24 protein-coding genes and 1 pseudogene are annotated in these 26,957 nt (G+C 63.6%); 12 read left to right on the plus strand and 13 right to left on the minus strand.

The window, feature by feature from the left end; translation table 11 throughout:
- Window positions 1–41: 41 nt before the first annotated feature.
- From EDF61_RS09795 to EDF61_RS09810, 4 genes are read right to left on the minus strand one after another with little or no spacing between them, the layout of a single operon-like run.
- Window positions 42–869: a class II fructose-bisphosphate aldolase gene (locus EDF61_RS09795; protein ID WP_286172185.1), complete on the minus strand. Its 828-nt coding sequence runs from the start codon at window positions 867–869 to the stop codon at window positions 42–44.
- 20 nt (window positions 870–889) lie between these two features.
- On the minus strand, window positions 890–2,269 hold the full coding sequence (locus EDF61_RS09800) for a GntP family transporter (RefSeq protein WP_133833955.1): 1,380 nt from the start codon (window positions 2,267–2,269) through the stop codon (window positions 890–892).
- A gap of 58 nt (window positions 2,270–2,327) precedes the next feature.
- Window positions 2,328–3,221 carry an NAD(P)-dependent oxidoreductase gene (locus EDF61_RS09805; protein ID WP_105662339.1) on the minus strand — a complete coding sequence of 298 codons (894 nt, stop codon included), beginning with the start codon at window positions 3,219–3,221 and terminating at the stop codon, window positions 2,328–2,330.
- A 28-nt stretch (window positions 3,222–3,249) separates the two neighbouring features.
- Window positions 3,250–4,719, minus strand: a complete 1,470-nt coding sequence (locus EDF61_RS09810; protein ID WP_286172186.1) for a four-carbon acid sugar kinase family protein — start codon at window positions 4,717–4,719, stop codon at window positions 3,250–3,252.
- A gap of 147 nt (window positions 4,720–4,866) precedes the next feature.
- On the opposite strand from EDF61_RS09810, the gene EDF61_RS09815 reads away from it, so the two are divergent.
- The gene (locus EDF61_RS09815; protein ID WP_105658934.1) at window positions 4,867–5,568 is read left to right on the plus strand and encodes a FadR/GntR family transcriptional regulator; all 702 of its coding nucleotides are present in this window, start codon (window positions 4,867–4,869) and stop codon (window positions 5,566–5,568) included.
- Between the two features lie 234 nt (window positions 5,569–5,802).
- Here EDF61_RS09815 and EDF61_RS09820 read toward each other — a convergent pair whose 3' ends face one another.
- Window positions 5,803–6,720, minus strand: coding sequence for an MsnO8 family LLM class oxidoreductase (locus EDF61_RS09820; RefSeq protein WP_133833956.1), 918 nt, complete (start codon window positions 6,718–6,720; stop codon window positions 5,803–5,805).
- Between the two features lie 283 nt (window positions 6,721–7,003).
- Here EDF61_RS09820 and EDF61_RS09825 point away from each other — a divergent pair, with 283 nt between their 5' ends.
- Window positions 7,004–7,504: a hypothetical protein gene (locus tag EDF61_RS09825; protein ID WP_105658936.1), complete on the plus strand. Its 501-nt coding sequence runs from the start codon at window positions 7,004–7,006 to the stop codon at window positions 7,502–7,504.
- Between the two features lie 307 nt (window positions 7,505–7,811).
- Window positions 7,812–8,315 (plus strand): DUF3253 domain-containing protein, encoded by a 504-nt coding sequence (locus tag EDF61_RS09830; RefSeq protein ID WP_105658963.1) that lies wholly within the window; start codon window positions 7,812–7,814, stop codon window positions 8,313–8,315.
- Window positions 8,316–8,960: 645 nt separating this feature from the next.
- Here EDF61_RS09830 and EDF61_RS09835 read toward each other — a convergent pair.
- The gene (locus EDF61_RS09835; RefSeq protein ID WP_105658938.1) at window positions 8,961–9,443 is read right to left on the minus strand and encodes a hypothetical protein; all 483 of its coding nucleotides are present in this window, start codon (window positions 9,441–9,443) and stop codon (window positions 8,961–8,963) included.
- A gap of 135 nt (window positions 9,444–9,578) precedes the next feature.
- Entirely contained in the window at window positions 9,579–10,022 is a 444-nt protein-coding gene (locus EDF61_RS09840) for a hypothetical protein (RefSeq protein WP_133833957.1), read from the minus strand.
- 207 nt (window positions 10,023–10,229) lie between these two features.
- On the opposite strand from EDF61_RS09840, the gene EDF61_RS09845 reads away from it, so the two are divergent.
- The gene (locus tag EDF61_RS09845; protein ID WP_133833958.1) at window positions 10,230–10,778 is read left to right on the plus strand and encodes a MarR family winged helix-turn-helix transcriptional regulator; all 549 of its coding nucleotides are present in this window, start codon (window positions 10,230–10,232) and stop codon (window positions 10,776–10,778) included.
- Between the two features lie 284 nt (window positions 10,779–11,062).
- Window positions 11,063–11,362: a hypothetical protein gene (locus tag EDF61_RS09850; RefSeq protein WP_133833959.1), complete on the plus strand. Its 300-nt coding sequence runs from the start codon at window positions 11,063–11,065 to the stop codon at window positions 11,360–11,362.
- 88 nt (window positions 11,363–11,450) lie between these two features.
- Here the strand turns inward: EDF61_RS09850 and EDF61_RS09855 are convergent.
- Window positions 11,451–11,711: pseudogene (locus EDF61_RS09855) on the minus strand (GlsB/YeaQ/YmgE family stress response membrane protein).
- A gap of 178 nt (window positions 11,712–11,889) precedes the next feature.
- On the opposite strand from EDF61_RS09855, the gene EDF61_RS09860 reads away from it, so the two are divergent.
- Window positions 11,890–13,776, plus strand: coding sequence for a glycerophosphodiester phosphodiesterase (locus tag EDF61_RS09860; protein WP_133833960.1), 1,887 nt, complete (start codon window positions 11,890–11,892; stop codon window positions 13,774–13,776).
- A gap of 10 nt (window positions 13,777–13,786) precedes the next feature.
- On the opposite strand, the gene EDF61_RS09865 is transcribed toward EDF61_RS09860, so the two are convergent.
- Window positions 13,787–15,019, minus strand: a complete 1,233-nt coding sequence (locus EDF61_RS09865) for a glutaminase (protein WP_133833961.1) — start codon at window positions 15,017–15,019, stop codon at window positions 13,787–13,789.
- Window positions 15,020–15,044: 25 nt separating this feature from the next.
- On the opposite strand from EDF61_RS09865, the gene EDF61_RS19270 reads away from it, so the two are divergent.
- The 3 genes from EDF61_RS19270 (at window position 15,045) to EDF61_RS09880 (ending at window position 16,869) form a co-directional block, all read left to right on the plus strand.
- Window positions 15,045–15,461, plus strand: a complete 417-nt coding sequence (locus EDF61_RS19270; RefSeq protein ID WP_426736065.1) for a cold shock domain-containing protein — start codon at window positions 15,045–15,047, stop codon at window positions 15,459–15,461.
- 191 nt (window positions 15,462–15,652) lie between these two features.
- Complete coding sequence (locus EDF61_RS09875; RefSeq protein WP_105658946.1) at window positions 15,653–15,973, plus strand: putative quinol monooxygenase; 321 nt, start codon at window positions 15,653–15,655, stop codon at window positions 15,971–15,973.
- 95 nt (window positions 15,974–16,068) lie between these two features.
- The gene (locus EDF61_RS09880) at window positions 16,069–16,869 is read left to right on the plus strand and encodes an IclR family transcriptional regulator (RefSeq protein ID WP_105658947.1); all 801 of its coding nucleotides are present in this window, start codon (window positions 16,069–16,071) and stop codon (window positions 16,867–16,869) included.
- Between the two features lie 17 nt (window positions 16,870–16,886).
- Here EDF61_RS09880 and EDF61_RS09885 read toward each other — a convergent pair whose 3' ends face one another.
- Entirely contained in the window at window positions 16,887–18,473 is a 1,587-nt protein-coding gene (locus EDF61_RS09885) for a GMC family oxidoreductase (RefSeq protein WP_105658948.1), read from the minus strand.
- Window positions 18,470–19,048, minus strand: a complete 579-nt coding sequence (locus EDF61_RS09890) for a gluconate 2-dehydrogenase subunit 3 family protein (RefSeq protein WP_133833962.1) — start codon at window positions 19,046–19,048, stop codon at window positions 18,470–18,472. Before EDF61_RS09890 ends, EDF61_RS09885 begins: the two co-directional genes overlap by 4 nt.
- A gap of 287 nt (window positions 19,049–19,335) precedes the next feature.
- Here EDF61_RS09890 and EDF61_RS09895 point away from each other — a divergent pair, with 287 nt between their 5' ends.
- The 3 genes from EDF61_RS09895 (at window position 19,336) to EDF61_RS09905 (ending at window position 23,172) form a co-directional block, all read left to right on the plus strand.
- On the plus strand, window positions 19,336–20,124 hold the full coding sequence (locus EDF61_RS09895) for an SDR family NAD(P)-dependent oxidoreductase (protein ID WP_105658950.1): 789 nt from the start codon (window positions 19,336–19,338) through the stop codon (window positions 20,122–20,124).
- Window positions 20,125–20,785: 661 nt separating this feature from the next.
- On the plus strand, window positions 20,786–22,132 hold the full coding sequence (locus tag EDF61_RS09900; RefSeq protein WP_133833963.1) for a hemolysin family protein: 1,347 nt from the start codon (window positions 20,786–20,788) through the stop codon (window positions 22,130–22,132).
- On the plus strand, window positions 22,129–23,172 hold the full coding sequence (locus tag EDF61_RS09905; RefSeq protein WP_133833964.1) for a hemolysin family protein: 1,044 nt from the start codon (window positions 22,129–22,131) through the stop codon (window positions 23,170–23,172). The genes EDF61_RS09900 and EDF61_RS09905 overlap by 4 nt, the downstream gene beginning before the upstream one ends.
- 209 nt (window positions 23,173–23,381) lie before the next feature.
- On the opposite strand, the gene EDF61_RS09910 is transcribed toward EDF61_RS09905, so the two are convergent.
- Window positions 23,382–25,163 (minus strand): ABC transporter ATP-binding protein, encoded by a 1,782-nt coding sequence (locus tag EDF61_RS09910; RefSeq protein WP_133833965.1) that lies wholly within the window; start codon window positions 25,161–25,163, stop codon window positions 23,382–23,384.
- A complete protein-coding gene (locus EDF61_RS09915; RefSeq protein ID WP_166650768.1) occupies window positions 25,160–26,905 on the minus strand; it encodes an ABC transporter transmembrane domain-containing protein in 1,746 nt (581 codons plus the stop codon). The genes EDF61_RS09910 and EDF61_RS09915 overlap by 4 nt, the downstream gene beginning before the upstream one ends.
- Window positions 26,906–26,957: the final 52 nt, after the last annotated feature.

The raw sequence follows: 26,957 nt of genomic DNA on the forward strand, positions 1-26,957 counted from the left end.
AACTGGAAAGTCCCTGTACCGCGGCCTTCGAAGGCAGCAAGCTATTTGGCGCGCAGCGCGGCGAACGTCGCCGAAGCGACCTCGGTGACCGCGCGCTCCCAGTCACCGAGCAGGCCCAGGATGTTCTGCCCATCGGCGCGACGGGCGTCCAGCTGCCCGGCCAGCGCGGACAGGGTCCCGGTGCGCAGCTCGGTGTTCAAATTGACCTTGCCCACCCCGAAGGAAATGGAACGCGAGAGGTCCGCAGGCGCGATGCCCGAAGCCCCGTGCAGCACCAGCGGCACCGGTGATTCGGCATTGATGGCTTCCAGCACATCCCAATGGATCTTCGGTTCGCCCTTGTAGCGGCCGTGGACATTGCCGATGGCCACGGCCAGCAGCTGCGCGCCGCTGTCCTGGACGAATCGGGCCACCTGCGCCGGATCGGTCAGCTGGGAGGCGCTCTGCTCGAAGGCCTTGTCCTCGTTGCCGGGCAGGGCTCCGAGTTCGGCTTCCAGCACCACCTCCGGGCCGATCAGCGAACGCACCTGCTGGACGAACGCGGTATTCTCCTCCAGCGTCCCGGCCGAGCCGTCGGCCAGCACCGCGGTGGCGCCGGCCTGCACGGCGCGGGCGATCAGCTGCGCGTCGCTGGCATGGTCCAGCTGGATCGCCACCGGCACGGCGGCCTGCTCGCCCAGGGTGCGCAGGGCCGTGATCAGCCGCAGGCCCGCAGTGGACCCGGCGGCTTTCGGCGCGACATTCAGGATGACCGCGCGGTCCTGGGCTTCGGCCTCGGCGACCACGGCCAGCGCGGTGGTGAAGTCGTAGCAGGTGAAGGCGGGGACGGCGTGCCCTGCGGCAATGGCCTGGGCGGCCATCTGGTTCATGGGGGTGAGCATCGGGATTATTACACTCCTGCAGCGGTGATGATGGCGTAGGTAATGGCGGTGAGCGCGAACCCGGCCACGCCCAGCACCGTGGTCAGCACGGTCCAGGTGCGCAGGCCCTCGGCCACGGACAGGCCCAGGAAGCGGGTGACAATCCAGAAGCCCGAGTCGTTCACGTGGCTCAGGCCGAAGGCGCCGAAGCCCACAGCGACCAGGATCAGCACCGTCTGCACGGTGGAATAACCGCCGGCTTCCACGGCTGCGGCCAGCAGGCCGGTGGTGGTGATGATCGCGACCGTTGCAGAACCCTGCGAGGCGCGCAGGATGGCGGCCAGGATGAAGGCCATCACGATGATCGGCAGTCCTGCCGAGGACAGCGACTGCGCCAGCACGGTGCCGATGCCCGATTCGGTGAGCACCTTGCCGAACACGCCGCCGGCGCCGGTCACCAGGATCACGATGGCCGCCGGGGCCAGGGCCGAGTCCATGACCTTGCCGGTCTGCTCGCTGCTCCAGCCGCTGCGCACGCCCAGCAGGTAGTAGGAAACCAATACGGTTACCAGCAGCGCGACGGACGGCGAGCCGATGAAGCCCAGGATGTTCGCCGCAGCGGATTCCGCGGCGACCAGGGAGCCGCCCACGGTGCCGAGCATGATCATCACGATCGGCAGCAGGATCATGGAAATGACCATGGACGAGGTCGGGGCCTTGGTCTTGGCCAGGGTGGTGCCGGTTCCGGAAGCGCCGAAGGATTCGAACTGCTCGGCGGTTTCGGGAAGCATCGGGATCTCACGGCGGTTGATGCGCTTGGCCACGAAGTAGCTCAAGACGCCCAGCGGGGCGCAGAACGCCAGTCCCAGGATGGTGGCCCAGCCGATGTCGGCGCCGAGGATCTCTGCGCCGCCGACCACACCCGGATGCGGCGGAACCACAACGTGGATGGCCAGCATGATTGCGCCCACCGGCAGGCCGATCTTCACCGGCGGGACCCCCAGGGCCTTGGCGAAGCCGTAGATGATCGGCACCAGGACGATGAAGCCCACGTCGAAGAACACCGGAATGGCCAGTAGGAAGGCCGCGGTGGTCAGCGCGGCGATCACCCGGCGCGGGCCGAAGAGCGCGGTGAAGCGGGTGGAAAGCACTTGGGCTCCGCCGGAAATCTCGATGACCTTGCCGAGCATCGCGCCCAGGCCCACCAGCACGGCGACGCTGCCCAGCGTGCCGCCCATGCCCTCGGTGACCAGGCCGGCCACCTCCTGGATGGGGATGCCCGCGGCCAGGGCCACGAGCATGCTGACCAGCAGCAGGACAATGAAGGCGGGCATCTTGAACTTGATGACGCCGAGCAGCAGCAGGGCCACTCCGGCCACTGCGATCAGTAGCAGCATTAGCGGGCTCATGGGTTGTGTCGTCTCCTTTGACGCGGTGCGCGGGTGTCGAACTCGCGCGCTGATGACTTTACTGGGCAGCCTTCGGGGCTACGACCTTGATGACAGCGGAATCGTCGGCCGCGGCCAGCTCGTGGGCTTCGCCCAGCAGGTAGAGCTGTTCGGCCGCCGAGGCCACCGGGGTGGACAGGTGCAGGGAGCGGGCCGCGGAGGTCACGATGCCCATGTCCTTGACGAAGATGTCCAGGCGCGAGAGCACTTCGGCACCATCCTCGGAGTAGGCCTCGAGCATGCGAGGGCCGCGGTTGCCGAGCATGAAGGAGTTCGCGGCGCCGGCCTGCAGCGCTTCCAGGGTGGTGGCCTGGTCCAGGCCGAGCTTGTCCGCCAGGGCCAGGGCCTCCGCGGCCGCGGCGATGTGCACGCCGCACAGCAGCTGGTTCACCGTCTTCAGGGCCTGGCCATCGCCGGGCTTGTCGCCCACGATGCTCAGGGTGGAGGCCAGCAGCTCCAGCACCGGGCGGACCTTCTCCAGCTGAGCCGGCTCGGCTCCGACCACGATCAGCAGGTCGCCTTCGCCTGCGCGCACCGGGCCGCCGGAGAGCGGCGCGTCCACCAGGCCCAAGCCCAGTTCGGCCAGGCGCTTGGCGGTGGCGGGCACTGCTTCCAGGCCAACGGTGGAGGTCAGGATGACCACTGCGCCGGCTTTGAGCTGCCCAGCCACGCCCTGCTCGCCGAAGAGCACGGCATCCAGCTGCTCGCCGTTGCGTACTGCCAGCAGCAGTGCATCAGCGCCGGTGACCGCTTCGCGGGCGGAAGCGTAGGTAGTGATGCCCGACTGGCTGGCCAGGGCCATGCGTTCGGCCGAGATGTCGAATCCGTTGACTTCCAGCTTGGTGGCCAGGCGGGTTGCCATGGGCAGGCCCATGGCGCCCAGGCCGAGGACTGCAACTTTGGTAGTGCTCATTGGGATCTCCAGGAAATTGTAAAGATGGTTAGAAAGTGGCGCTCAGCTTGGCGGTGACGGCGGTCAGCGAGCTGTCGTCGCCCACGTTGCCGGCGAAGACGATGTAGGGGATGCCGGCGGCAGGTCCGTCCACCGATTCCCAGAGCGAGACAATGCCCGGGAGCATCGGCCCGCGCACGATGGCATGGCGGATTTCCAGGCCATGGGCGGCGACATCCGAGGAGGTGATCCCGCCCTTGGCGATCACGAAGCGCGGGGGAGTAGCGTGCAGGATCAGGTTGACGACCGAAACCACCGCAGCGCTCACGGTGCGGGCGATCTCCAGCGACTGCGCCGCGTCATCGGTTTTCACCAGCTTGCGCGAGGTGTGCACGATGACATCCTGGGTGGCCAGGGCGGCGCTGATCTGCGCGGCCTTGCCCTTCAGGTAGGCCTCGGAGCCGTCGGCGAGGATTTCCGGGACGTCCAGCTCGATCACCGTGGCATTCGAGTGCCGGCCGGTCAGGTCGGCCAGCTGGCGGGTGGTCACGCCCACGTGGGAGCCCACCACGATCAGCCCGCCGGCGGTGCGCCGCTCGGCGCCGTTGCCCGCGTAGATCTCCTCGGCGGACAATGGCTGGCGCTGCTGCTGGCCGATGCGGGCACGCACGAAGGGCGGGCCCACGCGGCACAGCACGCGGGTTCCGGCCGCTTCGGCCTGCTGCAGGCCCTCGGACAAGGCCAGCAGGTCGTTTTCCGTGACGATATCCGCGGTGGCGACCTGTGCGTTGGAAGCTTCGGCCAGGCGGGTGGCGATGGAGGAAGCGCCGGAACGGATGGTGTCCAAGTCCAGGACCATCACGTCCTTGGCCGCGATGCGCCCGGCGGTCTTCTCGGCGACGTAGTCCGGCAGATAGCTGGTGCTGAATCCGAAGGTGGCGTCTTTGGCGAACTCAGTCTCGCTGACCTTGGCGACCTGGCCATCGATGGTGCGCATGTAATGCTCGCCGGCCACGGTGATCCGCCCGGCTTCGCCGAAAGCAGGAACCATCAGCACGGCATCCACCGAGGAATCCGGATCCACGGCGGCCACGGTGGCGGCCAAGGTGTCGGTTTCCAGCGGGAAATGCCCGCGCAGGGTGGAGTCGCTGCGGCTGACAAAGGACACCGACAGACCGGTTTCCGCCGCTGCCTGCAAGGCGGCCCGGGCTACCTGCTCATTGCGCAGTGCGGCGTCGTCGGCGTCCAGGGAGCGGGTGTTGGTGAGCACGTAGACGGCCAGCGGGCGTTCGCCATCCACCTGCAGGGCGAAGGCCCAGCGGAAGTCCTCGACGTCCCAGCTGGTGAGCACCGGAAGGTTGCTGACCGATTGGGTTCCGGTCGGGTCGTCATCCAGGACCACCAGCACGCTGCCGGTGGAGCGCGCGGCCTCGGCGATTTTCGCGGGCGCGATCTCGCGCTCCGGGAGGTATCCGGCGAGCAACTCGGACTCAAGCATGGTCAAGGACTCCTTTGTCATTGGGCAATGCCTCGGCATCATAGGTAAGATGTCAGACATCTGTCATGACGATTAGTGTTACATGGATCGCGGTCAGCCGCAACTGCCTGCGGGACATAGACTGGACAGGTCTTTGGCGGGATGAATTGTCCCGGGGATGGAGGAAGCATGGCCCGGAAGTCATTGGTCGTAGAGGTCGCCGACAGCGTCTTGGACCGCATAGTCAGCGGTGAACTGTCGGTTGACGAGTTGATTCCTGGCGAGCTGGAACTCTGCGAGACCCTGGAAGTCAGCCGGATGACGGTGCGCGAAGCGATCAAGACACTCGCGGCGCAGAACATCATCCGCGTCGAACGGGGCCGCGGGACCTATGTGAATCCGGTCAACATGTGGAATTCGCTGGAGGCGGTAGTACGCGCCACAACCGCCGGCGTGGGGGCGGCCGCGGCTGCCGTGCAGCTGATCGAGTTGCGCCGCATGCTGGAAACCGGCGCCTGCGAGCTGGCCGCTTCGCGGATCACCGAGGAGCAGCTGGCAGCAATGGGCGAACTGCTCGAAGCCATGCGCGCAGCACACGCGGCCGCCGATCTGGACGGCTTTGTCGAAGCGGACCTGGAATTCCACGACGTGATCCTGCGGGCCTCGGGAAATGTTTTCGTTTCGGCGCTCTACGAGCCGCTGGGCCGAGTGCTCTCCTCACGGCGGCGTGAGACCAGCGCCTTCGCGCAGATCCAGCAGCACGCCATCGCCGAGCATGAGCACATCCTGGTTGCGCTTCAGCGGCACGACAGCTCCCAAGCCCGCCAAGCCATGGACAACCACATGCAGCAAACGCTGGATGATTTGAACACCTTCGTGCTCAATCGATAGCCACCCAGCCAGTTTTCGTTTGGCGCCGCGGAACGGGCAAGCGAGTTGAAGGTGGAGCTGTCCGTGTCGCCGAGCCGGCCAATTAGGAGAATCCTCTGTTCAAGGCGCTAGGCGAAGCAGGCAGAGGCTCGGCACCCTGGCAGGAACGCGGGATCCCGGGATACGGGGTGCATCCCTGCGTGCTGGGCCATGAGCAGCTGACCGGGATGCGAGGCAATGACGCAGAAGCCGAGCTCAGGCGTTGAAACTCTCGGCGAGCAGGCGATAGGCATCCAACCGGTCTGCCGGGTCGCAGACCAAGGTATTGAGCATCAGCTCGTCGGCACCGTGCTCCTCGGCCAAGGCCAGTAACCGGTCGTGGACCTGGTCCGGGGTGCCTACGATCAGCGCCTTGCTGCGCTCCTCGGCACGGGCCAGTTCCTGCGTATTCCACGGGTGGCTCGCCGCCGTTGCCGTCGAGGGGATCGGTCCATCGTGGCCGAGGTCCTTGCGCACGCGCCAGAGCAAGAGCGCATTGGCCAGGGCCTGCGCCTTCTCTTCGGTTGAGGCGGTGGCAAAGCGAACGGCCAGCACGGTGTGGGCGGCGTGCCCTGCGTTGGCCGCGGCCTCGCGGTAGGCCCGGGTGGCAGGCTCGCCGCCAGCAGGGCGCAGGAAGTGCCCATGGACGTAGCCCGCCCCGAGCATTCCAGGCAAGGGCGCGGTGGAACCGCCAGCGCCCAGTACCCAGACGCGGCCTGCCGGTTCGGTATCCGAGGGCTCGTGGACGGCGTCCAGATCATGCACCAGGGTGGCAATCTTCTGCGCGTAATGCGGGTCCGAGAGTGCAGCGCGGCCCACGCCGATGTCCACCCGGTCCGGGTACACGGCGGCCAGCAGGCCCATGGCTTCGGAGACCTTCTGCGCCTGGTAGTACGGCAGCAAGATGGCACCGGTGCCGACCCGAATGGTTTCCGTGCGTTCCAAAGCCAGCGCGGTCATCATTTCCGGGGCGGCACTGGCGAAGGATTTCGAGTGGTGGTGCTCGGCAAACCAGATGCGGTGGTAGCCCAGCGCTTCCGCATCCTGAGCCAATTGCAGGCCGCTGGACAGGGCCTGGCCTGCGGTGGGGGCATGCTCGGTGAGCGGGACCTGGTCAAGTATGGAAAGCCTCATGCAGGCAGGCCTGCTTTGCGATTCTCCGGGGCAAGCTGCAGCTGCATGATCATGTCCTTTCAACGGCGAGGGTCCAGTCAGTGAGCTTACCGCGTTGCGCAGGGCAGCGGGGCATCCAAGACGCGGCAAGCAGGGGAGCGCTGGCGATCCTTGCCTCCACCCTGAGGGGGGGGAGGCGGGGCAACGGATATCATTCCCAGTCGGGAGGACATCGCCGGCGCGCGGAACTAGTGTTGACACGTAGAGAAAGCAGCAGCTGCGTCCACCTGAGAAAAGGAATCCCATGCACGGCACTTCGCGTTCAGCATCCAACCGCACTTCGACCTGGCTGGCGGCCAGTTCCGCAGCGCTTGTCCTCGGCATGGGCCTGACTGGATGCGGCGCCATTGAAAGCTTCGACAAATCGACTGCGGATGCCTGGGCGGTGACCTACGAGATCACCGTGAGCGGGGAAGCCGCCGATGCGCTGAGTGATGTGTCCTACCTGGACTCGCCCAGCCGCGGCGAAGACTCGGCCGAAGTGACCGAGCAAGCGGTGGCCACGACCAGCGGTGCTGGCAAGAACAGCGAATCAATCTGGACTGCGCAGAGCGTCATCACGGCCGAAAAGGATGCAGCCATCGCGGCTACGCCTGCCGCAGGCAGCACCGCCACCTGCCGGATCCTGCTCGACGGGGTAAAGGAGATCGCGGCGCAAACCGGCAAGCCCGGCGAACGCGTGGAATGCGCCGTAACGACCCCTGCCTTCGGGGAAAAATTGAACCCGGCATCAGCCAAACCATGATCGGAGCGGGTATCGGAAGCATTTGATGAGTAGTTGGCGTGCTCCGAAACCAAGCGAGCATCCCCAGAGGTCGGGGGAGTGCCAGCGCCTATCTGGCACTAGCCACGAAGATAAAATGCCGAAGCCCTGCAGCTATCAAACAGCTGTAACCCTGCGGCAGTCCGCGAATGCAATTGCCCTTCATCAAGTTAATTTTCGACGATTTATAGAAAGCAAATTCTCTAGTAGTTGACTCATTCGCCATAGGATGCGATCAGCGCGACGGTGCGCTTCGGGAGTCGGACTTTGAATGGAGATGGGGTATAGGATGGCACCTTCAGAGAAGCCAGTACAAACCACCACCGACGGGCGCTACCTGATAATCAAGGGGCGGCGGTGGAGAGCCAGTGATCCCTCGATCCCTGCGAAATTACGACAAGAGCTGGTCAACGAGCTGATGTCAGCCCGCCGGGCAGTCAAGCAAGGCGAAATCGGCGCTAGCAAGCGTGTGAATAATGCCAAGCTCGCACTGGGCGAACGTGGACAGCCGTGGTGGGAGGAGCCGGAATCGGATTCAATGGGAGAGCGAATTCGCGCGACCATTCGCAGCTTGCTGAGCCATAGGGCAAACACGTCAATCTGCCCGAGTGATGTTGCACGCATAGTGGGCGGGCCGGACGAAGGGTGGCGTAAGTACATGGGACAAGTGCGCCAGATTGCCGCGGCATTGGCCGTGCAAGGTGAAGTCGTTGCAACTCAAAATGGCGAGCCCGTGGAAGCTGACGGTGTCAAAGGGCCAATTCGGATTAGACGCCGACACCCAGGCGAATAAAATTGCCCGATCTCTAGGGGAAGAACCGAGAATATGCTGGCACCGAGGTCTTCATGCCCGGTGAAGAGGGAGTGCTTCGGGCAAGGAGTCGACCCTCTAGACGCCGTGCTCGGTGACCATGAGCCGGCTGTGGTCGCTAAGCTATCGACCTTAATGCTGGAGCGCTTTAAAGAGGCAGTAGCTGTCGTCTTCGCGGTCAATATCGAGCATAACTCGGTAGGGGATGAACTTTTTCGCTGAGCTCCTGGAATCCGTCCTTAAATGTTTAACTGCCGAAGTTCCAACGAAAGGAGGCAGTCGACTGAAGTGGACGCTGCGTCCCAGGTAACTTTACGTGCTGATGGTGAGCATTTCTTAATGATTTTCACGAAAAGGCGTCATTGAAAGGGAACTGGCAGGCAGAAGATCCCGGTTCGAAGGCTACGAAAGGGGAGCATCATCGCTTCATGGGTAATGCCATCACGCTTTGTGCACTTTGTTGTGGCTTAGTGGCTGTTCTGGATCCTGGTATCCGCAACCCTGGATAGAGGACCGAGGCCAACAACTAGCCCCCAGAAGAAGCCCGGTTCTGGCCCATTAGCGGTCCAACCCAACATGGGTATTGACCAGCCATGAGAATGAGCCAGGACCGCTGGGCTGAAGGGCTTACTGGCTGGCGCCCGCCGCGACGGGCGCTTCTGCGTGGCAGCGTTCCGGGAGAGGATATCGAGCCGGTGAGGTGGTTCGCGACTGCATAGCGGGGCAGGCTGGGATCTTGTGGGCGACGGCAGTGTTCTTCCAGAATTTCACACGGAACTCAGCAATGAGCTCGGTCGCCAGGCGTTCGAAGAACTCTTCCATGGTGAGTCGATCAGCGCAGGCCCTGGTGACTTTCAGTGCTGCTTGGGGGACGGTGACATGCATCATGTGCAGTTCTTCGGTTTGCGGATCGAGCATGGCCACCAGCACTGCACGGCCATGGATTGATGCCATGCCCATGGCATCGTTGAGCGATTCGGCAGGCTGCGTCATGACGATCGGCATTCCCTGCGCCCAGCCGTAGTCGGACAGGTGGGACTTGCCTTCACGGGTGGCGAGAAAATCAGCGACTCTGACTGCGGTTCGGGTTCGTGCGATTCGACCTGGCATTTTAGATACTTCCCTTTCGTGCACTGCTCATGAAAAATATCGATGTGGACGTAATTCTCCGCAGTGAGATGCGCTTCGGAAAGGTCCCGTCGTTTTGGTGGTGCCGCTCTTGGCGTGCGGCGGGTGCTGCAGATCCTAGGCCATGCTCAAATCTGCATGGGATCCATCTGATTCACTTCCCAAACTGGTAGGTTCGAACCCTAAACCAGTGGTGGGGGCCAGCGAAGGTGCGGTGGAAGGCTGATCGAGCCAATGTGCTGGGAGTCCAGCTTCGGGCGCGTGCTCTGGTGCTGTGAGCAGGCTCTCCTTGCCGGCGACGGCGAACTGCAGATTCTTCACCTCGAATCGGACACCGAGCGCTGTCTCCATCTGCGGCATGAGGGTGTCGTTGACATATTGCATCAGCGAGGATACGTCCCGTTCACTCTTCGCGGTGCAGGTCAAATTCACGACCAGCTGCTCCGGGGACCCGGTAATGGTGCATATTGCTGAATGCACCGCGTCCCGGCTCCGACACTCTTCAGAGGCGAAGGCGGCGATCTTGTGGATTCGCGTGGTCCACGAATTGGTGTCATGCATCGTTGTTTCTACGGGAACTGCTAAGGATTCTTTCATCTTTCACTCCGGTACTGATAGCTGTTTCGTAGTAGAATATCTTTAGACAAGCTAACTATTAGATAGGTTACATGATTTTTTCTGTGTTGAGCAAGCTGGACCTCGCGAAGAAGGGTATTGGAACCCCAGGGGTTGCGGGCATGGCGTTCGCATCCGGCGGAAGGAGTTTTCATGAGTAGGTATCAAGCCAGTGGGTATTGGTACGGCGAGGGCCGTTCGGTGCCCGAGGCGGTGGATTTGTTGAATCTGATGCGCAAGTACCGTGAGGCGGAGCGCAAGATGCGAGCTGCGACCCGCGGTTCGATGGGAATGAATGAGACCGATATGTCGGCGCTGCGCTTCCTGCTCGCTGCGCACCGTAAGGGGTTGGTTCCCCGCCAGCGGGATTTTGCTGAGGAACTGGGGATCTCCAATGCCTCGGTGTCGGTATTGATCGACCGGTTATGCCGCGATGGGTATGCCGAGCGTATTGTGCATCCTGCAGATCGGCGGTCTGTGGGAATTGTGCCCACTGACTACAGTGATACGGACGTTCGAGGAACGCTGCATCGGATGCATGAGCAGATGATGGATGCCGTATGCACGCTCTCCGAGGCCGAGAGGGTTGCGGTTGCCAAGTTCCTGAAGGCCATGATCCGCAGCGTCGAGATCGAGGACGAGCCAAGCCAGCCTTCCAGGGGGAAATCTCAGATGGCGGAGAGCACCGCGTCTTCCCGGTAGGTGCAGAGCGCATAGCACCGCTTTATCCACGCTGGAAGATCTGACCGATACCTTAGTTAGCAGACCGACCAAGGGATAGTAGCCCGTTTAGTTTCCTTCAGTGATTTTGATTCTCCACGTGCTCTAGTTGAGTGATCGTCTGACGCGCGAGGGGCCTAGTTCCTGTGTTTCTGAAGACAGGTTTCTGAGGAAAACCTTGTGGTAGCTGTCGCAGGCAACTTGGACGCGTAAGTTAGACGAAACCAGAAAGTATTTAGCCTTTCTAACAAGTTAGGATGATGCAAATGCCACGAAAGCACGTTGATGTAAGTGTCAGTCATGCTGAGTTCGAGGATCTGAATAACGCTCTGGAGGACCATCGAGATGGTTTCAAGAAGATGGCCGAAGAAGCGACTAATGGCTTCGGCTTAGAGCCGGCCTACTGGGAAGGACGGGCCCAGGAAGTCGAGGGTCTACGCGAGACAATTCACGAGCACAGTACTGATGAACTGGAACAGTTTGAGTCTTCCACCAGAGAAGCGGACACTGGCCCCGAGGTTGATTCGGCTCGGGATCGGGACTTTGAATCCGATTCTCGCCAGTGAGCAACCGGCGCAGGCATGCGAGAGGCACTTCATCACACGGCAACGGTCCACCACTATTCCGTGGTGGACCGTTGCTCTGCAGGTGCAGTTAGGCACGCTTGCGCGTGAGCAATCCCCTAATGACTAGTACGATCAGCGAACCGCCAATGGCCAGGACCCAGCTGGACAGGGACCAGAACTGGTCCACGCCTTCGCCGAAGACTGCTGAGCCGATCCGGCCACCTACGATTGCGCCGACGACGCCCAGCAGCAAAGTAGCGACTCATCCGCCGCCCTGCTCTCCGGGTTTGATGGCCTTGGCAATAGCACCGGCGATCAGTCCCAAAACGATCCAACTTAAAATATCCATGGGTTCTTCTCGACTAGTTCGTATTGGGTCTTGCCCGTTGGCGGCGACACTCGCCCCTTGTCCAGCAAGCTACCCGCAGGTGCCATCCAGCAGGCGCTCAGCGAACGGCACGTGGCGGCGATAGAATTGCAAGGAGCCGCCGAGGTGTACCCGGCGGGCGGGAAGGCATAGCAAAGCAGTGGCCTCAAGGATTTCATCGCGCAAGGACAGGCAGAACTATCCTGTCGCTGCGCTGCCCTCGGGCCGCGGCCTGCCTGCCTTGAAGCAGATCCTCGGTTTCCTGCTGCACGTGCTGAAGCTTGGGCACGTGCGCGTTTTCCGCTACCTGGCGGTAATCACCACCCTGCAGGCAGCTAATGGCTTGCTGGTCATCCCTGCGATCAAATACCTCTTCGGCTTGGCGCTGGAAATCAGCAAGCTGAACAACGTCACCGACCGGACCTACACCGCGCTGCTGGCCCACCCGGTCTCGGTGCTGCTCCTGCTGGCCATCGCGGTGCTGGCACTGGGCGCGGTGAGCGTGCAGTTCGTGGCACTGATCGTGATGGTCAACCGCCAGCAATCCGGGGAGCCTCCCAACCTGCGGGCCGAGTGCCGCGAGACCGCCGCCTGCCTTGGCCGGATGCTGTCCTACCCCTCGCCGCTGATGATGGTGTACTTTTTCCTCGCTCTGCCGCTGGGCGGCTTGGGCCTGTCTTCGGTGCTGATCCAGGGTGTGGGGATCCCGCCCTTCGTGACCCGCGAGTACCTCAAGGCGCCGCTGAGCACGGGGATCTACCTGCTGATGATCGGGGCGATCATCTACGCCAACCTCCGCCTGGTGCTCACCTTGCCGCTGCTGGCTGTCGGGCCGAAGCGGCCGCTGGCTGCCTTGGGCACCAGCCTGAAGGCCACGCACCGCAACAGCCTGCGCTACCTGCTGCTGATCGGGATCCCGCTGGGAGTCTGCGCCCTGTGCGCCTCGCTGCTGGTCGAGGCGCTGGTATGGACCTCGGATCTGGCCGCCAGCCTGCTCGGCGTGCAGAACTCCGCGCTGGTGGCGACCCTGTGCATCGGCGTGGGACACACGCTCGGTTTCCTGCTGATCGGAGCCGCGACCGTGGTGGCGATCCAGATTGTGGTGGCCCTGAGCCGCGAGCACCTGGCACTGCCCGTCACCCTGCAGGAGCGCTCGCAGCGGCATCGCAGCGCGCAGTCGCGCGCACTGAAGGCCACCGCCGGGACCGCGGCCGCGGCCTTGGTGCTTTCAGCGAGCTTTGCCGCATCCCCTGCCTTGGGGCAGACCGCAACGGGAGCCGGGGACGCGCAGATCCTGGCCCACCGCGGCTACTCGGCGGGCGGGGTGGAAAACACCTTGGGAGCCCTGGAAGCCGCGGCAACGCATCAGGCCGACATCGTCGAGGCCGATTTCCAGGAAACCGCGGACGGGCATTTCGTAGCCAGCCACGATACCAACCTGCTGGTGGTCGCCGGGGTGAACCGGAACATCCACGAGATGACCCTGGCCGAAGTCCGGAAGGTCACCGTGCGCGAAGGCGGCTTCGCCGACCGCATCCCCACCATGCAGGAGTACCTGGAGCACGCCGATGAGCTGGGCATCCCGGTGCTCGTGGAGCTGAAGGTCACCGGCCACGAATCCAAGGGCTACCTGGAGCGCTTCCTGGCGCAGCTGGACGCGACCGGGACCACCACGCAGAACATCTACCATTCGCTCAGCCCCCGGGCAGTCAAGGAAATCAAGGCGCAGCGCCCCGAGCTGCGGGTCGGGCTGACCGTGGCCATGAGCGTGGGCGGGCTGCCGAAGGCGAACGCCGATTTCTACACCCTGGAGCAGGCCTCCTTCACCCGCGAATTCCTGGAGCAGGCCCACGCGCTGGACCGGGAGGTGTATGCCTGGACCGTTAATGACGAGTCCACCATCCGCGAGCTGCTGGGCATCGGCGTGGACGGCATCGTCACCGACAACGTGGAACTGGCCATCCGGGACCGCTACCTGGTGGCCAACAACCCCGCCGCGGAGTACCGGGTGGGTTCCGCGCTGGCGTACCTGGACATCTTCCGCTAGATTCCGGCGCTCAGGGCGTCTCCGGATAGGTACCATCGCCCAAATCCGGATTTGCCAGCGACTGCAGCGGATCATGCAAGAACACCCGACGCCCTTCATTGCGCAGCCGGCGCAGCCCTTCCAAGGTCATTCGCCGGGCCACATCGGTGAAGGAGAAGACCCGGGAAATATCCACGTGCACGTCTCCGTCGAAACGCGACTCGGACATGATATCGAGCAGTTCGGCAGCAGCGGTGAACTGCACGTTGCCCTGCAGCGAGAAGGTCTCGCGCGTGCCGCCGCGCTGCACGTCGATGACATCGAGCCGGCCATGGCTCGGGGCCAGCAGGTGCATGCCCATGTCCGTGGACAGCCGCTCGAAGGCCCGCCGCGCCCGCTGGCTGTTGCCGTGCGAATCCAGCCGCGGCGAGAACGCGCCGATGCCCACCTGGTCCGGCAGCACGCCCACCAGCCCGCCGGCCACCCCGCTCTTGGCGGGGATCCCGACGCGGGTCAGCCAGTCGCCGGCCCCGTCGTACATTCCGGCCACCGCCATCACCGACATCACCTGGCGGGCCGTGGCCTCGTCCATGATCCGCTCGTGCGTGCACGGCTGCACCCCGCCATTGGCCAAGGTGGCGGCCATCGCCGACAGATCCGCCACGGTGACCAGGATGGAGCACTGGCGGGTGTAGCCGGTGACCACCTCATGCGGGTCATCGTCGATGATCCCGTGCTTGCGCAGCATGTGGGCCATGGACAGGTTGTGGTCCGCGGTGCCCAGCTCCGAGTTGAAGACCGCTTCGTCGATGCGCAGCCGGCGCCCGGCCAGTGCGGAGAACAAATCCAGTGCCCGGTCAACGCGCTGCTCGCCGGTGGCGTCGGCGCCGACCATCAGGCCGTGGGCGGCGATGGCCCCGGCATTGATCATCGGGTTCTTCGGCCGATTGGTGCCATCCTCCAGCGACAGCTCGTTGAAGGCCTCGCCCGAAGGCTCCACCCCGATATGTTCCAGCACATGCTCCAACCCGCGGTCCATGATGGCCGCTGCGTAGGCGAAGGGCTTGGAGATGGACTGGATGGTGAACTCGATCCCGGCATCCCCGGCGGTGTAGGTGCTGCCCATAGCGGTGGTCACGGCCAGGGCGAAGAAATCCGGATTGGCGTCGGCCAGCTCGGGAATGTAGCCGGCGCGCTGCCCGGAGGTGTCGTCGCGCAGCGCATCGAGCACTTCGTGGAGGTAATCGGGAATCGGATTCTTCATGGTGCCATTTCCTCTTGGATCTCGGGTGGATTCTGCCATTGTTCCGGTTACGGCCCACCCTATCGGCAAGAGCGCCCTATGCCGTGTACCCATGCTTACGGCCGGTCAGAAAGTGCCTGCAGAAGTTGCTGGAATTCTGGGACGTTCAGCCGCGCAGGGCTTTGCCGTGCGGCGACTTCTATGGGGACAGAAAGCTGGCCCCGATCATAAGGAGAGAGATCATGAAATGCAGGCTGATCATGCGTGCAATTTCGGATTCATCCAGCCTTGTGGCGGATTTGCCGATGCCTTCGCGCATTGCAGTGCAATTCAGAGCTGCGGATTCATGAGCGTCGAAGAAGGCCAATCAGTCGAATACAAGATTGAAGCGGGACCGCCGAAGGATGCCGTGATGGGCGATGAGGATCTGGCCGGCAACCACTCGCTGCTGAGGCTGCTCTGATTTGGATTTCACTGCCACTATCGCGCCTGGAGTCTCGGACAGGATGGCTGCTGCAGGACACTGTTGTCCTCTTGGGATTGCCGCATTCTCGCCTGTCGATAATGCGTATAGGCCCAGCCGCGTGGCACCGGGGAAACTGGCAGTAGGCCCTGTTTCTGCAGGGATGTGCTGCTTACCGAAAGGACGTCATCGTGTACTTTATTGTCGTTAAATTCAAAGTCAAGCCGGATTGCTCAGACCGCTGGCCGGATCTGGTGCGCAGTTTCACCGAGTCAACCCGTGCGGAACCAGGCAACCTTTGGTTTGATTGGTCGCGCAGCCTTGAAGACCCCAACGAATTCGTTCTGGTTGAAGCCTTCCAGGACGACGCAGCTGGAGACCACGTGGGCAGCGACCACTTCAAGCAGGCCATGATCGACATGGCGCCGGCCCTGGTTGAAACTCCGCGCATTGTCAGCCGGCAGATCGAAGGCGATACCTGGGACCGCATGGGCGAATTGGAAATCAGCTAGCAACTTTTGCGATGAACCCTGAAATTGCTGGGGCAAGGCCAGCGGCAGCTGCGACTCATATTGAAGTTCCCAGCTCACCTCGACAAGATGGGGTTATGGGATATAACGATTCACTAGCTGGCCTTGCTTCAGTTCAAAAAGCATTCGCCTTGCTGGACGTGGTGGCCGCGCATAACCGGGGTATGGCTGCCAAGGAGATCGCTGCAGAACTGCAGATGCCCTTGCCTACCGTTTATCGCCTGCTCAAGACCTTGACCCTGTCGGGCCACCTGGTCCACCTGCGCGATGAAGGGCTCTATGCCCTGGGCTACAAGCTTCACGCCCTGGATAACTCGCTGCGCCGGCAGGTAGGCACCCCGCCTTCGGTGGCGCGCTTGATCCGCGAATTGCATGTGCGGGCCGATGCCGCCGCCTACTACGCAGTGCACCGCGGAGAAGATATCGTGGTCGCCCACGTCGTTGAGTCGCCACTGCGCCCGCGCATCACCCCCATGGGCTTCGGGTTCAACAATGGTGCCCATGCCACCGCCTTCGGCAAAGTGCTGTTGGCGGCCATGGATGCCGAACGCTGCCACGCCTACCTGGACAAGCACGGCATGCCCGGGATGACCTCCGCGACCATCTGCGATCCGCAGGTCTTTGCCGCAGAACTGGACGCCGTACGCGAGACCGGCATTGCCATCGAACGCGAAGAATTCATCCGAGGTGCCTCCTGCATGGCCGCCCCGGTAACCACGGGCGCCGGGCAAGTCATCGGATCGGTGGCAGTTTCCATGGACCCGGCCGAATTCCAGACCCGCCACCGAGACGTCTCCGTCCTGCTGCGCGATGTGGCTTCGCGGGTGAGCCGCGCGCTGCGGGGCACCTCGATGCTAGGCGCAGCTTGCGCCGACTAACGAGGTGCCCGGACAGCCTACAACTTGGCCTGGGCCATTTGCTCGACGATGTACTCGGCCTGGCGGATGGCCAGCGCCACGATGGTCAAGGTCGGGTTGGCCGCGGCTCCAGTGGTGAATTGCGAGCCATCGGAGATGAACAGATTCGCAACATCATGGGCCTGGCCGAAAGCGTTGACCACCCCGTCTTCAGGACGCTGGCTCATTCGCGCCGTACCGAGATTATGCGTCGACGGGTACGGGGGAGTGTGGTGCGTGGACCGCGCGCCCACTGCCTCGAAGAGCAGCGAACCCTGCTGGTAGCCGTGCGTTCGCATGGCGAGGTCATTGGAGTGGTCGTCAAAATGGACATTCGGCACCGGCAGGCCCAAGCGGTCGCTCACCGTGTTGTTCAGCGTGATTCGATTGCTTTCCTGCGGCATATCCTCACCGGTAATCCACATGCCCGCAGTGTTCAAGTAGTCGTCCAGCAGCGTAGTGAATTCCGGTCCCCAGCCGCCGGGCTCCACGAAGCTGGCGAGGAACGCCGGCCCCAACGCGATGGTTTCCATGTAATAGCCACCGCAGAATCCGCGATCCGGATCATGGCGGGATTCGTCGGCAATCAGCCCGGCCATCGTCTCGCCCCGGTGCATGTTCACCGGCTGGTCGAACTTGGCATAGACGCTGCCGGTGGTGTGGCGCATGTAGTTGCGGCCCAGCTGGCCCGAGGAGTTCGCCAATCCATCGGGGAACAGCGGCGAAGCTGACAGCATCAGCAAGCGAGGGGTTTCAATGGCGTTGCCGGCCACCGCCACGATGCGTGCTTTTTGGCGCTGCGGGTTCCCTTCGGAATCTATGTAGATGACTCCGTCCACCTTGCCGGCAGCAGTATGGGTAACTTGAACAGCATGCGATTCGGGACGCAAATCCAGCAGGCCGGTGCGCAGCGACTTCGGGATTTCCGAGACCATTGTGGACCATTTGGATTTGTTCTTGTCGCCCTGGAAGTTGAACCCATCCTGGATGGATGCTGGGCGGCCGTCGTAGGGTTCGGCATTGGTTGCGTAGGGCCCGGTGGCGTACTGGCGGTAACCCAGGCGCTGGGCTCCATTGGCAAAAACCTTGTAGTTGTTGTTGGCCGGCAGCGCGGGACGCCCGTGGCGGTGGGTGCTGCCCATCTTCTGCTCGGCACGGTCGTAGTACGGTGCCAAATCGTCCAGGGTGATGGGCCAGTCCAGCAGGTTGGCCCCGTCGACCCGGCCGTAGGTGCTGCGCGCCTTGAACTCATGTGCCTTGAATCGCGGGGTGGCCCCGGACCAGTGGGTGGTGGTGCCTCCGACCGCCTTGACGATCCAGGCCGGCAGATTGGGGAAGTCGCGGGCCACGCGCCATGACCCCGAGGTGGTCCGCGGATCCAGCCAAGCCATCTGGTTGAAGGCGGCCCATTCGTCCTGGTGGTAGTCCTCATTCTTCAGATACGGGCCGGCCTCCAGCATGACCACCTTGACGCCCTTGGAAACCAGCTCATGGGCCAAAGTTCCGCCGCCGGCGCCGGAGCCGATGACGACAACTACCGAGTCGTCGTCATGGTCGTGCACTGCCGATTGCTCTTCGGTGCTCATCGGGTTGTCCCTTCCTCGAGGATTCCTGAATCACCCAGGACGTTGTCCACGGGCTTGCTGCTGGTTTCTGGTGCGTAGGCTTTCACGGCGTAGGGAAGCGGGCCCTGGTCTTGTACGGGCTCTCCGCTTTCCTCGATGCGCGGTTCGGGCAACCAATTCAGATCATTGAAACCGCGGTTCACGTAGCCGCCCTTGGAGAAGGATTCGCCTTCGTAGCCCAGGGCCTGATGCACTTCGGGGTCATCGTAGAAATTGAGGACTACGGTGCGGCGGATGAAGGCGAAGAACTCCAGATCCGCGATGCGCTTGAGCACCGCCAGTGCACGGTCATCGGGAAGATCCAGGAAATGCTCTTCGCTGAGCGTATCCAGGGTCATCAAGCCCTGGGTCAAAGCCATGCGGAACCAGCTGGATTCGGCTGAAGCCTCGATGATTTTCTCTGTCATGCGCTCGTAGGGCCCATCCGGGAACTGCGGGTGCGGAAACGAAACCCGAATGATCAGGGTCAAGATCCGCCGAGCCTCATCCGAGAGCTCCAGGGCGTTGAGAGATGAATATTTTGCTGGGAACACCATTGTTGTCACCTCGATTATTAGACGGTTAGGTCAGTTCCTGCGCTGATTCTGCAGGGAAACCGGCAGTGAAGCCTTACTTGGATTATGTAGTGCACGTCACAGTGCTGCCAGCGTCGTTATCGGCTGGTGAGAATGGCCCGGCAACGCGCTCGGCGCCACGTTGCGGGCATTATCGCTCTGCGAGAACGAAGCTATCCCCGCAGCGAGCGCGGGCCCCAAGCTGGGCAGACTCGACGGGCCAAGGGGCCGCTTCAAAGTCCGAGCAGCATCTAACAGGAGGAATCACCATGGCAGGATCCACCGCAGGGGTCGCACTCATCACCGGAGCAGGACGAGGGATTGGAAGGGCCATCGCCGAGCGCCTGGCTGATGATGGGCAGGACATCATCGTTGCCGATGTCCCGGGAGCCCAGGAGAACGTGGATGAGGTCATCGCCGCCGTCCAGCAGCGCGGGCGCCGTGCGGTCGGGGTAGCCGGAGACGTGTCGAACCCCGAAGACGTGGAACGGATGATCAAGGAGGGTACCGAAGCCTTGGGCGACCTGACGGTGTTCGTGGCCAACGCCGGCATTGCGCAGGTTGACGAGATCCTGGACGTGAAACCCGAGGCGTTGGACCGCATGCTCGACGTGAACATCAAAGGCGTCTTCTATTCCTACCAGCTGGCGGCCAAACGCTTCATTGAGCAGGGCAGCGGCGGGAAAATCATTGGCGCGGCATCCATCGTTGCTTTCCGTCCGTTTCCCATCCTCGCCTCGTATTCGGCCACCAAATGGGCGGTGCGAGGACTGACCCAAGCGGCCGCCATGGAGTTCGCCAAACACAACATCACCGTCAATTCCTATGCGCCGGGCGTGGTGGGAACCGCGATGTGGGATTTGATTGACGAGCGGCTCACGGCGCGTGAAGGAACCCCGAGGGGCAGTGCCCTGCAGGCGCAGGTGGACAACATTCTGGCTGGCCGTGTTTCCGAGCCGGAGGACGTCGCCAAGCTGGTGAGTTATTTGGCAGGCCCGGACTCGGACCACATGACTGGCCAGACCGTCTTGATCGATGGCGGCATCAACTTCTCCTGACGCATGGGCATTGACGAGGTTCGCCATGGAGCACTGTAGCTCCGCGGCGAACCTCTTCGCTGTTGGGTGAGCCGGCAAGCGGCCGGCTCAGTGCCCACCGCCCAGGCATTTGCGCATCTTCAAGCAAGCGGTAGTCAGCCCTTCGACGTCCGCATTCTTGGGAGCCGTGCCTGACGATGACGAAATTCTGCGGGTCTTCGGCCTAGTTGAACTGCGTGTCCAGGTCGTTGGAAGAAGCTAAGAGCAATACGCCAGTGAGCCACGCCCGTCAGGAACCGCCGAAGACGGTAGCGCCCGGAAATAGAGCTTCTCCTTCTTGGGCGCCATGCGCCGGACCAGCGTATTTCGCGGACTTAAAAGAAGCCAATGGATCTGAACCGAAGATACAGGTTTGTTGAATCTCCGGCATAGCCGATCAGCTCGGCTGCCGGTAATCTTGTGAAATCTCTATGCAAGAGCAGGGGATTGGGCAAACAATTGTACGGTTCAACCAATTTGGCGCGCAGCATGCCGGATAATTGATGGAACACAGCAGGCCGGAGGAAGATACTCCGGTCGGAAGGGAATGATGGACGCTTCAGGCGACAGTAGATCTCATAGTTCCAACCCTCTGCCCGGAAGGCATGCCGGCCAGGCTCCGCAGGTCAGGGGGTGCATGTAATTGGAATGGATCTCGCTACTCATAGCGCTTCTCCTCATTCTCGGTTGCGGATTATTCGTTGCCGCTGAATTCGCGCTGATCACGGTTAACCGGAATCAGGTCAAGCAGGCCGCCGCGAACGGCGACCGCCGTGCCTCCGGTGTTCTCAAGGGCATGGAAACATTGTCCACCCAGCTTTCGGGCGCCCAGCTGGGCATCACGCTGACCAACCTCGGCATCGGCTTCCTCGCCGAGCCGGCCATCGCGGCCCTGGTCGTCGGGCCGCTGCAGGACTTCGGCCTCGACGAAACCCTGGCCCGCTCGGTCTCCATTGCCATTGCGCTGATCCTGGCCACCATCTTGACCATGGTCTTCGGCGAATTGGTTCCCAAGAACCTGGCCATTGCCAAGCCTTTCGAAACAGCCAAGGCCGTGGTGGGGTTCCAGCGCGGCTTCAGCGTCGTGACCAAGCCCTTCCTTACATTCTTCAACGGCAACGCCAACTGGATTGTCCGCCGCTTCGGCATCGAGCCGCAAGAAGAGCTGGCCTCGACCCGTTCGGCCGAGGAACTGGTGGCCTTGGTGGGGCATTCGGCCCGCGAGGGACTGCTTCCCTCGGAAACTGCCGAAATGCTGCGCCGGACCGTGGCCTTCGGCAACCGCCGGGCCCATGATGTGATGACCGCCCGGTCGCGGATGATCACCGTGACCGCCCAGGAGACGGTGCACGAAGTGCTGGAGCTTGCCGCGCGGACCGGGCATTCCCGCTTCCCGCTGGTGGACGAGGGCGGGCACCGCGTGCTGGGCATGGTGCACATCCGCGCCTTGCTCGCCATCCCCTACGCCCAGCGGCAGCAGTCCGCGGCAGGGGACAGTGCAGAAGATGCCTTCCTGGTCCCGGATACCATCGAGCTCGATGAGCTGATGGACCAGATGCGCAACGGCGGGCTGCAACTGGCGGTACTGATCGACGAGACCGGCGACGTCGCCGGGATGCTCACGCTGGAAGACCTCGTGGAGGAAATCGTCGGCGAAGTGCGCGACGAGCACGACCCGGAGGATTCCACCATCCAGGTGCTCTCCGGGAACTCCTGGCGGCTGGATGCGGCACTGCGGCCGGATGAGGCCAATGAGCTGCTGGGCTGCCAGATCCCCGAGGACTCGGACTACGAGACCTTGGCAGGACTGCTGACCGTCCAGCTGGGCAAGTTCGGCGAGGTGGGCGATGTCGTGCGCCTCGTGGTCCCGGGCGAGCCCGGTGGACCGCATAAGGAACTTGAATTCACCATCCACGCCACCGATGGGCAGCGGATCGCCAGTGTCGATGTGACGGTGTCCGAGCAGGCAGAAGGGGAGGACGCGCGATGAGCGACCTTATGGGAATTCTGGTGACGGTCGCGCTGCTGGCAGCGAACTTCTACTTTGTCGGCGCCGAATTCGCGCTGATCTCCGCACGCCGGAGCATCATCGAGCCCAAGGCCATGGAAGGCAGCCGCAGCGCCAAGATGACGCTGTGGGCCATCGAGAACGTCTCGCTGGTCATGGCCGGTGCCCAGCTGGGCATCACCGTCTGCTCGCTGGCGCTGGGCTATGTCACCAAGCCGCTGGTGAAGTACGCGGTGGCCGGGCCCTTCGAAGCCATCGGCGTTCCGGCAGGCATGATCGACGCGCTGTCCTACGCGATTGCGCTGATCGCGGTGACCTACCTGCACGTGGTGCTTGCCGAGATGGTGCCCAAGAACATGGCCTTGGCCGGACCCGAGCGCATGGCGCTGATCCTGGGCCCGAGCATGGTCATCCTGGTCAAGGTGCTGCGCCCGGTGCTGTGGCTGATGAATGCCATGGGCAACCTGGTGCTGCGGATTTTCGGCGTCGTTCCGAAGAACGAAGTGGCCAGCACCTTTACCCGCGACGAGGTCTCTTCCATGGTGGCCGAATCCCGGGAGGGAGGCCTGCTCGATGCGCATGACGAGCAGCTGCTGCTGGGCGCCTTGCACTTCGATGCCCGGAGCATCGAGTCCGTGGCGATCAGCTTCGATGAGGTGCAGACCTTGCCGGTGGATGCCACGATAGAGCAGATCGAGGCGGCGGCCGCGCATGGCTTCTCGCGCTTCCCGCTGGTGGACGCCGGCGGCACCCCGGTGGGCTATGTCCACGTCAAGGACGTGCTGGGCGCCGACGCGCAAGCCCGGACGCAGCCGCTGCAGCGCAGCGGCATCCGCGAGCTGCCGTCCTTCGGGCAGCAGCAAAGCGTGCGCACCGCGCTGCAGGAAATGCAGCTCTCCGGAGCCCATTTGGCCCTGGTGCGTGATGGCGAAACGGGCAAGGTCACCGGCATGGTGACCCTGGAGGACATGCTCGCAGAGCTGGTCGGCCAGATCAGGGACGAGCGCCGCAGCGCAAGCTAGCCGCGCAAGCCGGACAATAAAGCACCGGGCAGGGGCTGGAGGCAGGATGGGACATCTCGGGCCTCCAGCTCTGCTCGTCCAGGGCATCACGGCGCCTTGGCATAGGGGGAATCCTGCGCGAGAGCACCAGCGCCGCCCCGAGCGGTGCGAAGCCCGTAGCCAGCAGCTATTCGACGTCGGACTGAACATGGCTGCCAGGAGAACGTGAACTATCCTTCCCACGCGGCCCAGAGCTGGGCATAGCGCCCACCGGCTGCCAGCAATTCCTCATGGCTCCCATCCTCGATAATCTGACCGTGCTCCATCACAATGATCCGGTGGGCCAAACGCGCTTGGGAGAGACGGTGGGCAATCACCAAGGCGGTGCGCCCGGCAGCCAGCGCGGCGGCGGCCATGTCCAGGGTCCGCGAGTTGCTGGAACCGGACTCGGCCGTGGCCTCATCCATCACAATGATGCGCGGGTTGAGCAGCTCAATGCGGACCAACGCCAGGTGCTGTTGTTCGTGGGCCGTCAATTGATGCCCATCGGAGCCGAGCAGGGTATCAAGGCCTTCGGGCAGTGCATTAATCCAGCCAGCGTGACAGGTTTCCAACGCCTGCTGAATCCGGGCATCGGTGCACGGCGCCGTGGATCCCAGCAGCAAGTTCTCCCGGACAGTTCCCGCAAAGACATGGGTCTCCTGCGAAATTAATGCGATGTTGCGGCGCAGGGTCGCGGTGTCCAGGGCGGCCAGCGCGGTTCCATCCAACGCGGCGGTGCCTGAGCTCGGCTCGATGACGCCGGACAAGATCTTGGCTGCTGTGGATTTCCCGGCGCCGGTCGAACCGACCAAGGCGACGCACTGGCCATCGCGCAGATGCAGGTCGAGATTGCCCAGGACCTGCGGGCCGGTCTCAAAACGGTGGCTGACACCACTTAGAGTCAGTCCCTCGGCAGGGGAAGAAGCTGAGGGAACCGCGGATCTGGCCAGCGGGGTGCGCCGAGCGGCCAGCAACACTCCGGTCACCCGGCGCAACGCGATCCCCGCTTCCTGGAGCATGTCGAACAAGGTGACCACCTCGGAGATCGGGTCGAATAGCCGATGGTAGAGCAGAGCCGCGGTGGTGACAGCGCCAACCGTCGCTGCATTGGCTTGGACCAGGAAGAACCCCGAGGTCAGCAGCGCGGCCATGGTGATGAATTCGGCCCGGTTGTTGCGTGCGAAGTAGCGGGTCAGCATGCGGAAAACCCGGTCCGCGACGTGGCGTGAATCGTCGCTTGCGTGTTCAAGGGCATCGATTTGCGTTTGCGCCCAGCCTTGCGAATGCAGCATAGCCCGGCCATGGAATGCGTTCAAGAAGGTATTGGTGCGTCGAGCGAGAATCTCGCGTTCTTCGCGGTAGAGCGGTGCGCTGCGTGGCAGGTACCAGCGCAGCGAGAGCAGGTACATCGGGACAGCGATCAGCCCGGTGAGCCCCAGCACCCAGTGCAGGGTGAACAGCCCTGGAACCGACAGCACCAGCAGCGTGCCGGCGGACAACAACGCGGGCAGCAGCCAGGCTACTGCCTGGGAGATCAGGCGCGAGTCATCCGAGACACGCGAGACGAGCTCGCCATCACCGGCGCGCTCCAGGATTCCCGACTCCAGGTGGAGCGCGTGCTCTACCGCGTCCTCGCGCAGCGTGGCCACCGTCGGCTCAGCAATGCGCGCGTACAGCACCCGGGCGTACCAGGTCAGCAGCGCGCCGCCGAGCAAGGAGGCGGCAATGGAGGCCAGGCACCACACCAGGGCGGAGCCCGGTGCGCCGGTGCCCAGCGCATCCACCAGGATGCCAATGGCAAACGGCGGGACCATGGCCGTTGCGGAGGCAGCCAGGGTGATCACGGATGCCCAGGTGATCAGCAGGCGGTGCGGGCGAAGCGTTCGCCGCAGTGCCCGCCAGGCCGCAGCGGCGCTGGCGGTCGGCAGGGCGGGAGCGGAGGGTTCTGCCCGGTCGTGAACAGCGCTCATCGGCCGACCACCTTTTCATAGGTCGTATTTTCTGCAAGTGCGCGGTGGGTGGAACGCGTGATGCTTCCATCGGCCGCGAGGAAAAGCACCTCATCTGCGGCATGCAGCAGGGTGGGGGATGTGCTCAGCACCAGCAAGGTGCCTGCCCCGGCTCCGTTGCTGGCGGCATGCGCGCGCAGCTGGACCAGGCCCTGGGCGATGTTCGCCTCGGTGACCGAATCCACTGCGCTGGTTGGATCGTGCAGCACGCGCGCCAACGGTCCGCCGGATAATGCGCGGGCCAGTGCGATGCGTTGACGCTGGCCGCCGGAAAGGTTATGTCCACGGCCCTGGACCTGGTGTTCGAGCCCATCGGGTAGCGTGCCCAGCAGCTCGTCGACGCCGCTGGCGCGCAGCAGCAGCTGCAGGGTCTGCGGGTCGGGCAGCGCTGCGTCGCCCACAATGTTTTCCTTCACACTGCCCTCGATGAGGTGCGCCTGATGCGGGGCCATGCGCAGCAGCTGCGGCAGGTAGGCGGGATCGATCTGCGCGGCGTCGATTCCATCAACCAGCAGCCGCGCGGCCGCCGCCGCTGTACCTTCGCGGACTGCCGCGGTGCCAGGATTTTCCGAGCCTTCGCTGAGCAGCTTGGCCAGCCGGTGGCGCATGCTGTCGTTGGCGCAGACCAGCACGGTGAACCTGCCGGGCACGAAAACCAGCGGGCGTTCGCCAAGCCCGGGCACATCCAAGGCAAGTGCTGCATCCGGCTGGGCCGCCGGACGCCGGGTTCCGGGTTGCCGCCCGCCGTCGGCCAGCAATGCGGCAACGCGATCCGCCGCGGCGATGGACCGGGTGCCGGCTTCCACCGTTGAGACCAGGGTGCCCAGCGGCGTGGACAAGAACTGGGCCACGCCCAGCACACCCAGCAAGGTGCCGATGCCCATGGCTCCTTCAGCAACCTGCCAGGCGCCCAGGCTGGCGGCGGACAGCAGCACCAGCCCCGAGATCAATACCTGGGCGCCCTCGATCCGTCCGGTGGCCGAAGCGGAGGCCACCCCCGCGGTGGCGGCGCTGCGGCTGGCGGCACGGTAGCGCTCGGATGCCTGGTCCTGGCCGCCGATGCCACGCAGTACCTGGACTCCTGCCATGAGATCGGCGGCCGCCGCGCCGGATGCGGCGATATCGGACTGCAACCGGTCGCTGGCCCGGCTCAATCTGGGGGTCAGCCAGCGCAGGGCGGCCATGCCCAGTGGCGTGATGGCCAGCACCGCCAGGCCAACCCAGAGGTTGGCCCAGAGCAGGTATCCGGCGCAGACCAGCAGGCCCGCCAAGGCGCTGAAGCCCAGGGAAGCCTGGCGGATGATCGTCGCGGTGACGGTGGTGTCCACCGAGGTGATGGCAGCAATTTCCCCGGGCATCCGTGCGGTGGCAGGCCGATAGCCGGGGTCCATGACATGCTCGGCGATCCGGGTTCGCATCAGGTGCACCTGGCGGTTCATTCCGGAGTTGCCCAGCCGTGCACCCAAGCGGTAGCCGGAGGACAGCATGAGGAAGCACAGGCCGAGGGCGGCGAGCCACACCACCAGCAGCGGCAAGCTCTGCCCGGCGATGGCGTGGTCGATGGTGGCACCGACCAGCGCGGGGACAAGCGCTTCGCCCGCTGTCCAGCAGGAAAGGAGGGCGATGGCGCCGATGATGTGGCCGCGTTCGGCTCGCAGCATGCCGCGCAGCAGAGTGCGCCCGGTGAGCATAGATGAGGACATGCTACCCATAATATGCTATTAATTATTTTCGTAACTCACATAGGTTAGCCTA

This window comes from Arthrobacter sp. JUb115 (genome assembly GCF_004365035.1).
Taxonomy (GTDB): domain Bacteria; phylum Actinomycetota; class Actinomycetes; order Actinomycetales; family Micrococcaceae; genus Glutamicibacter.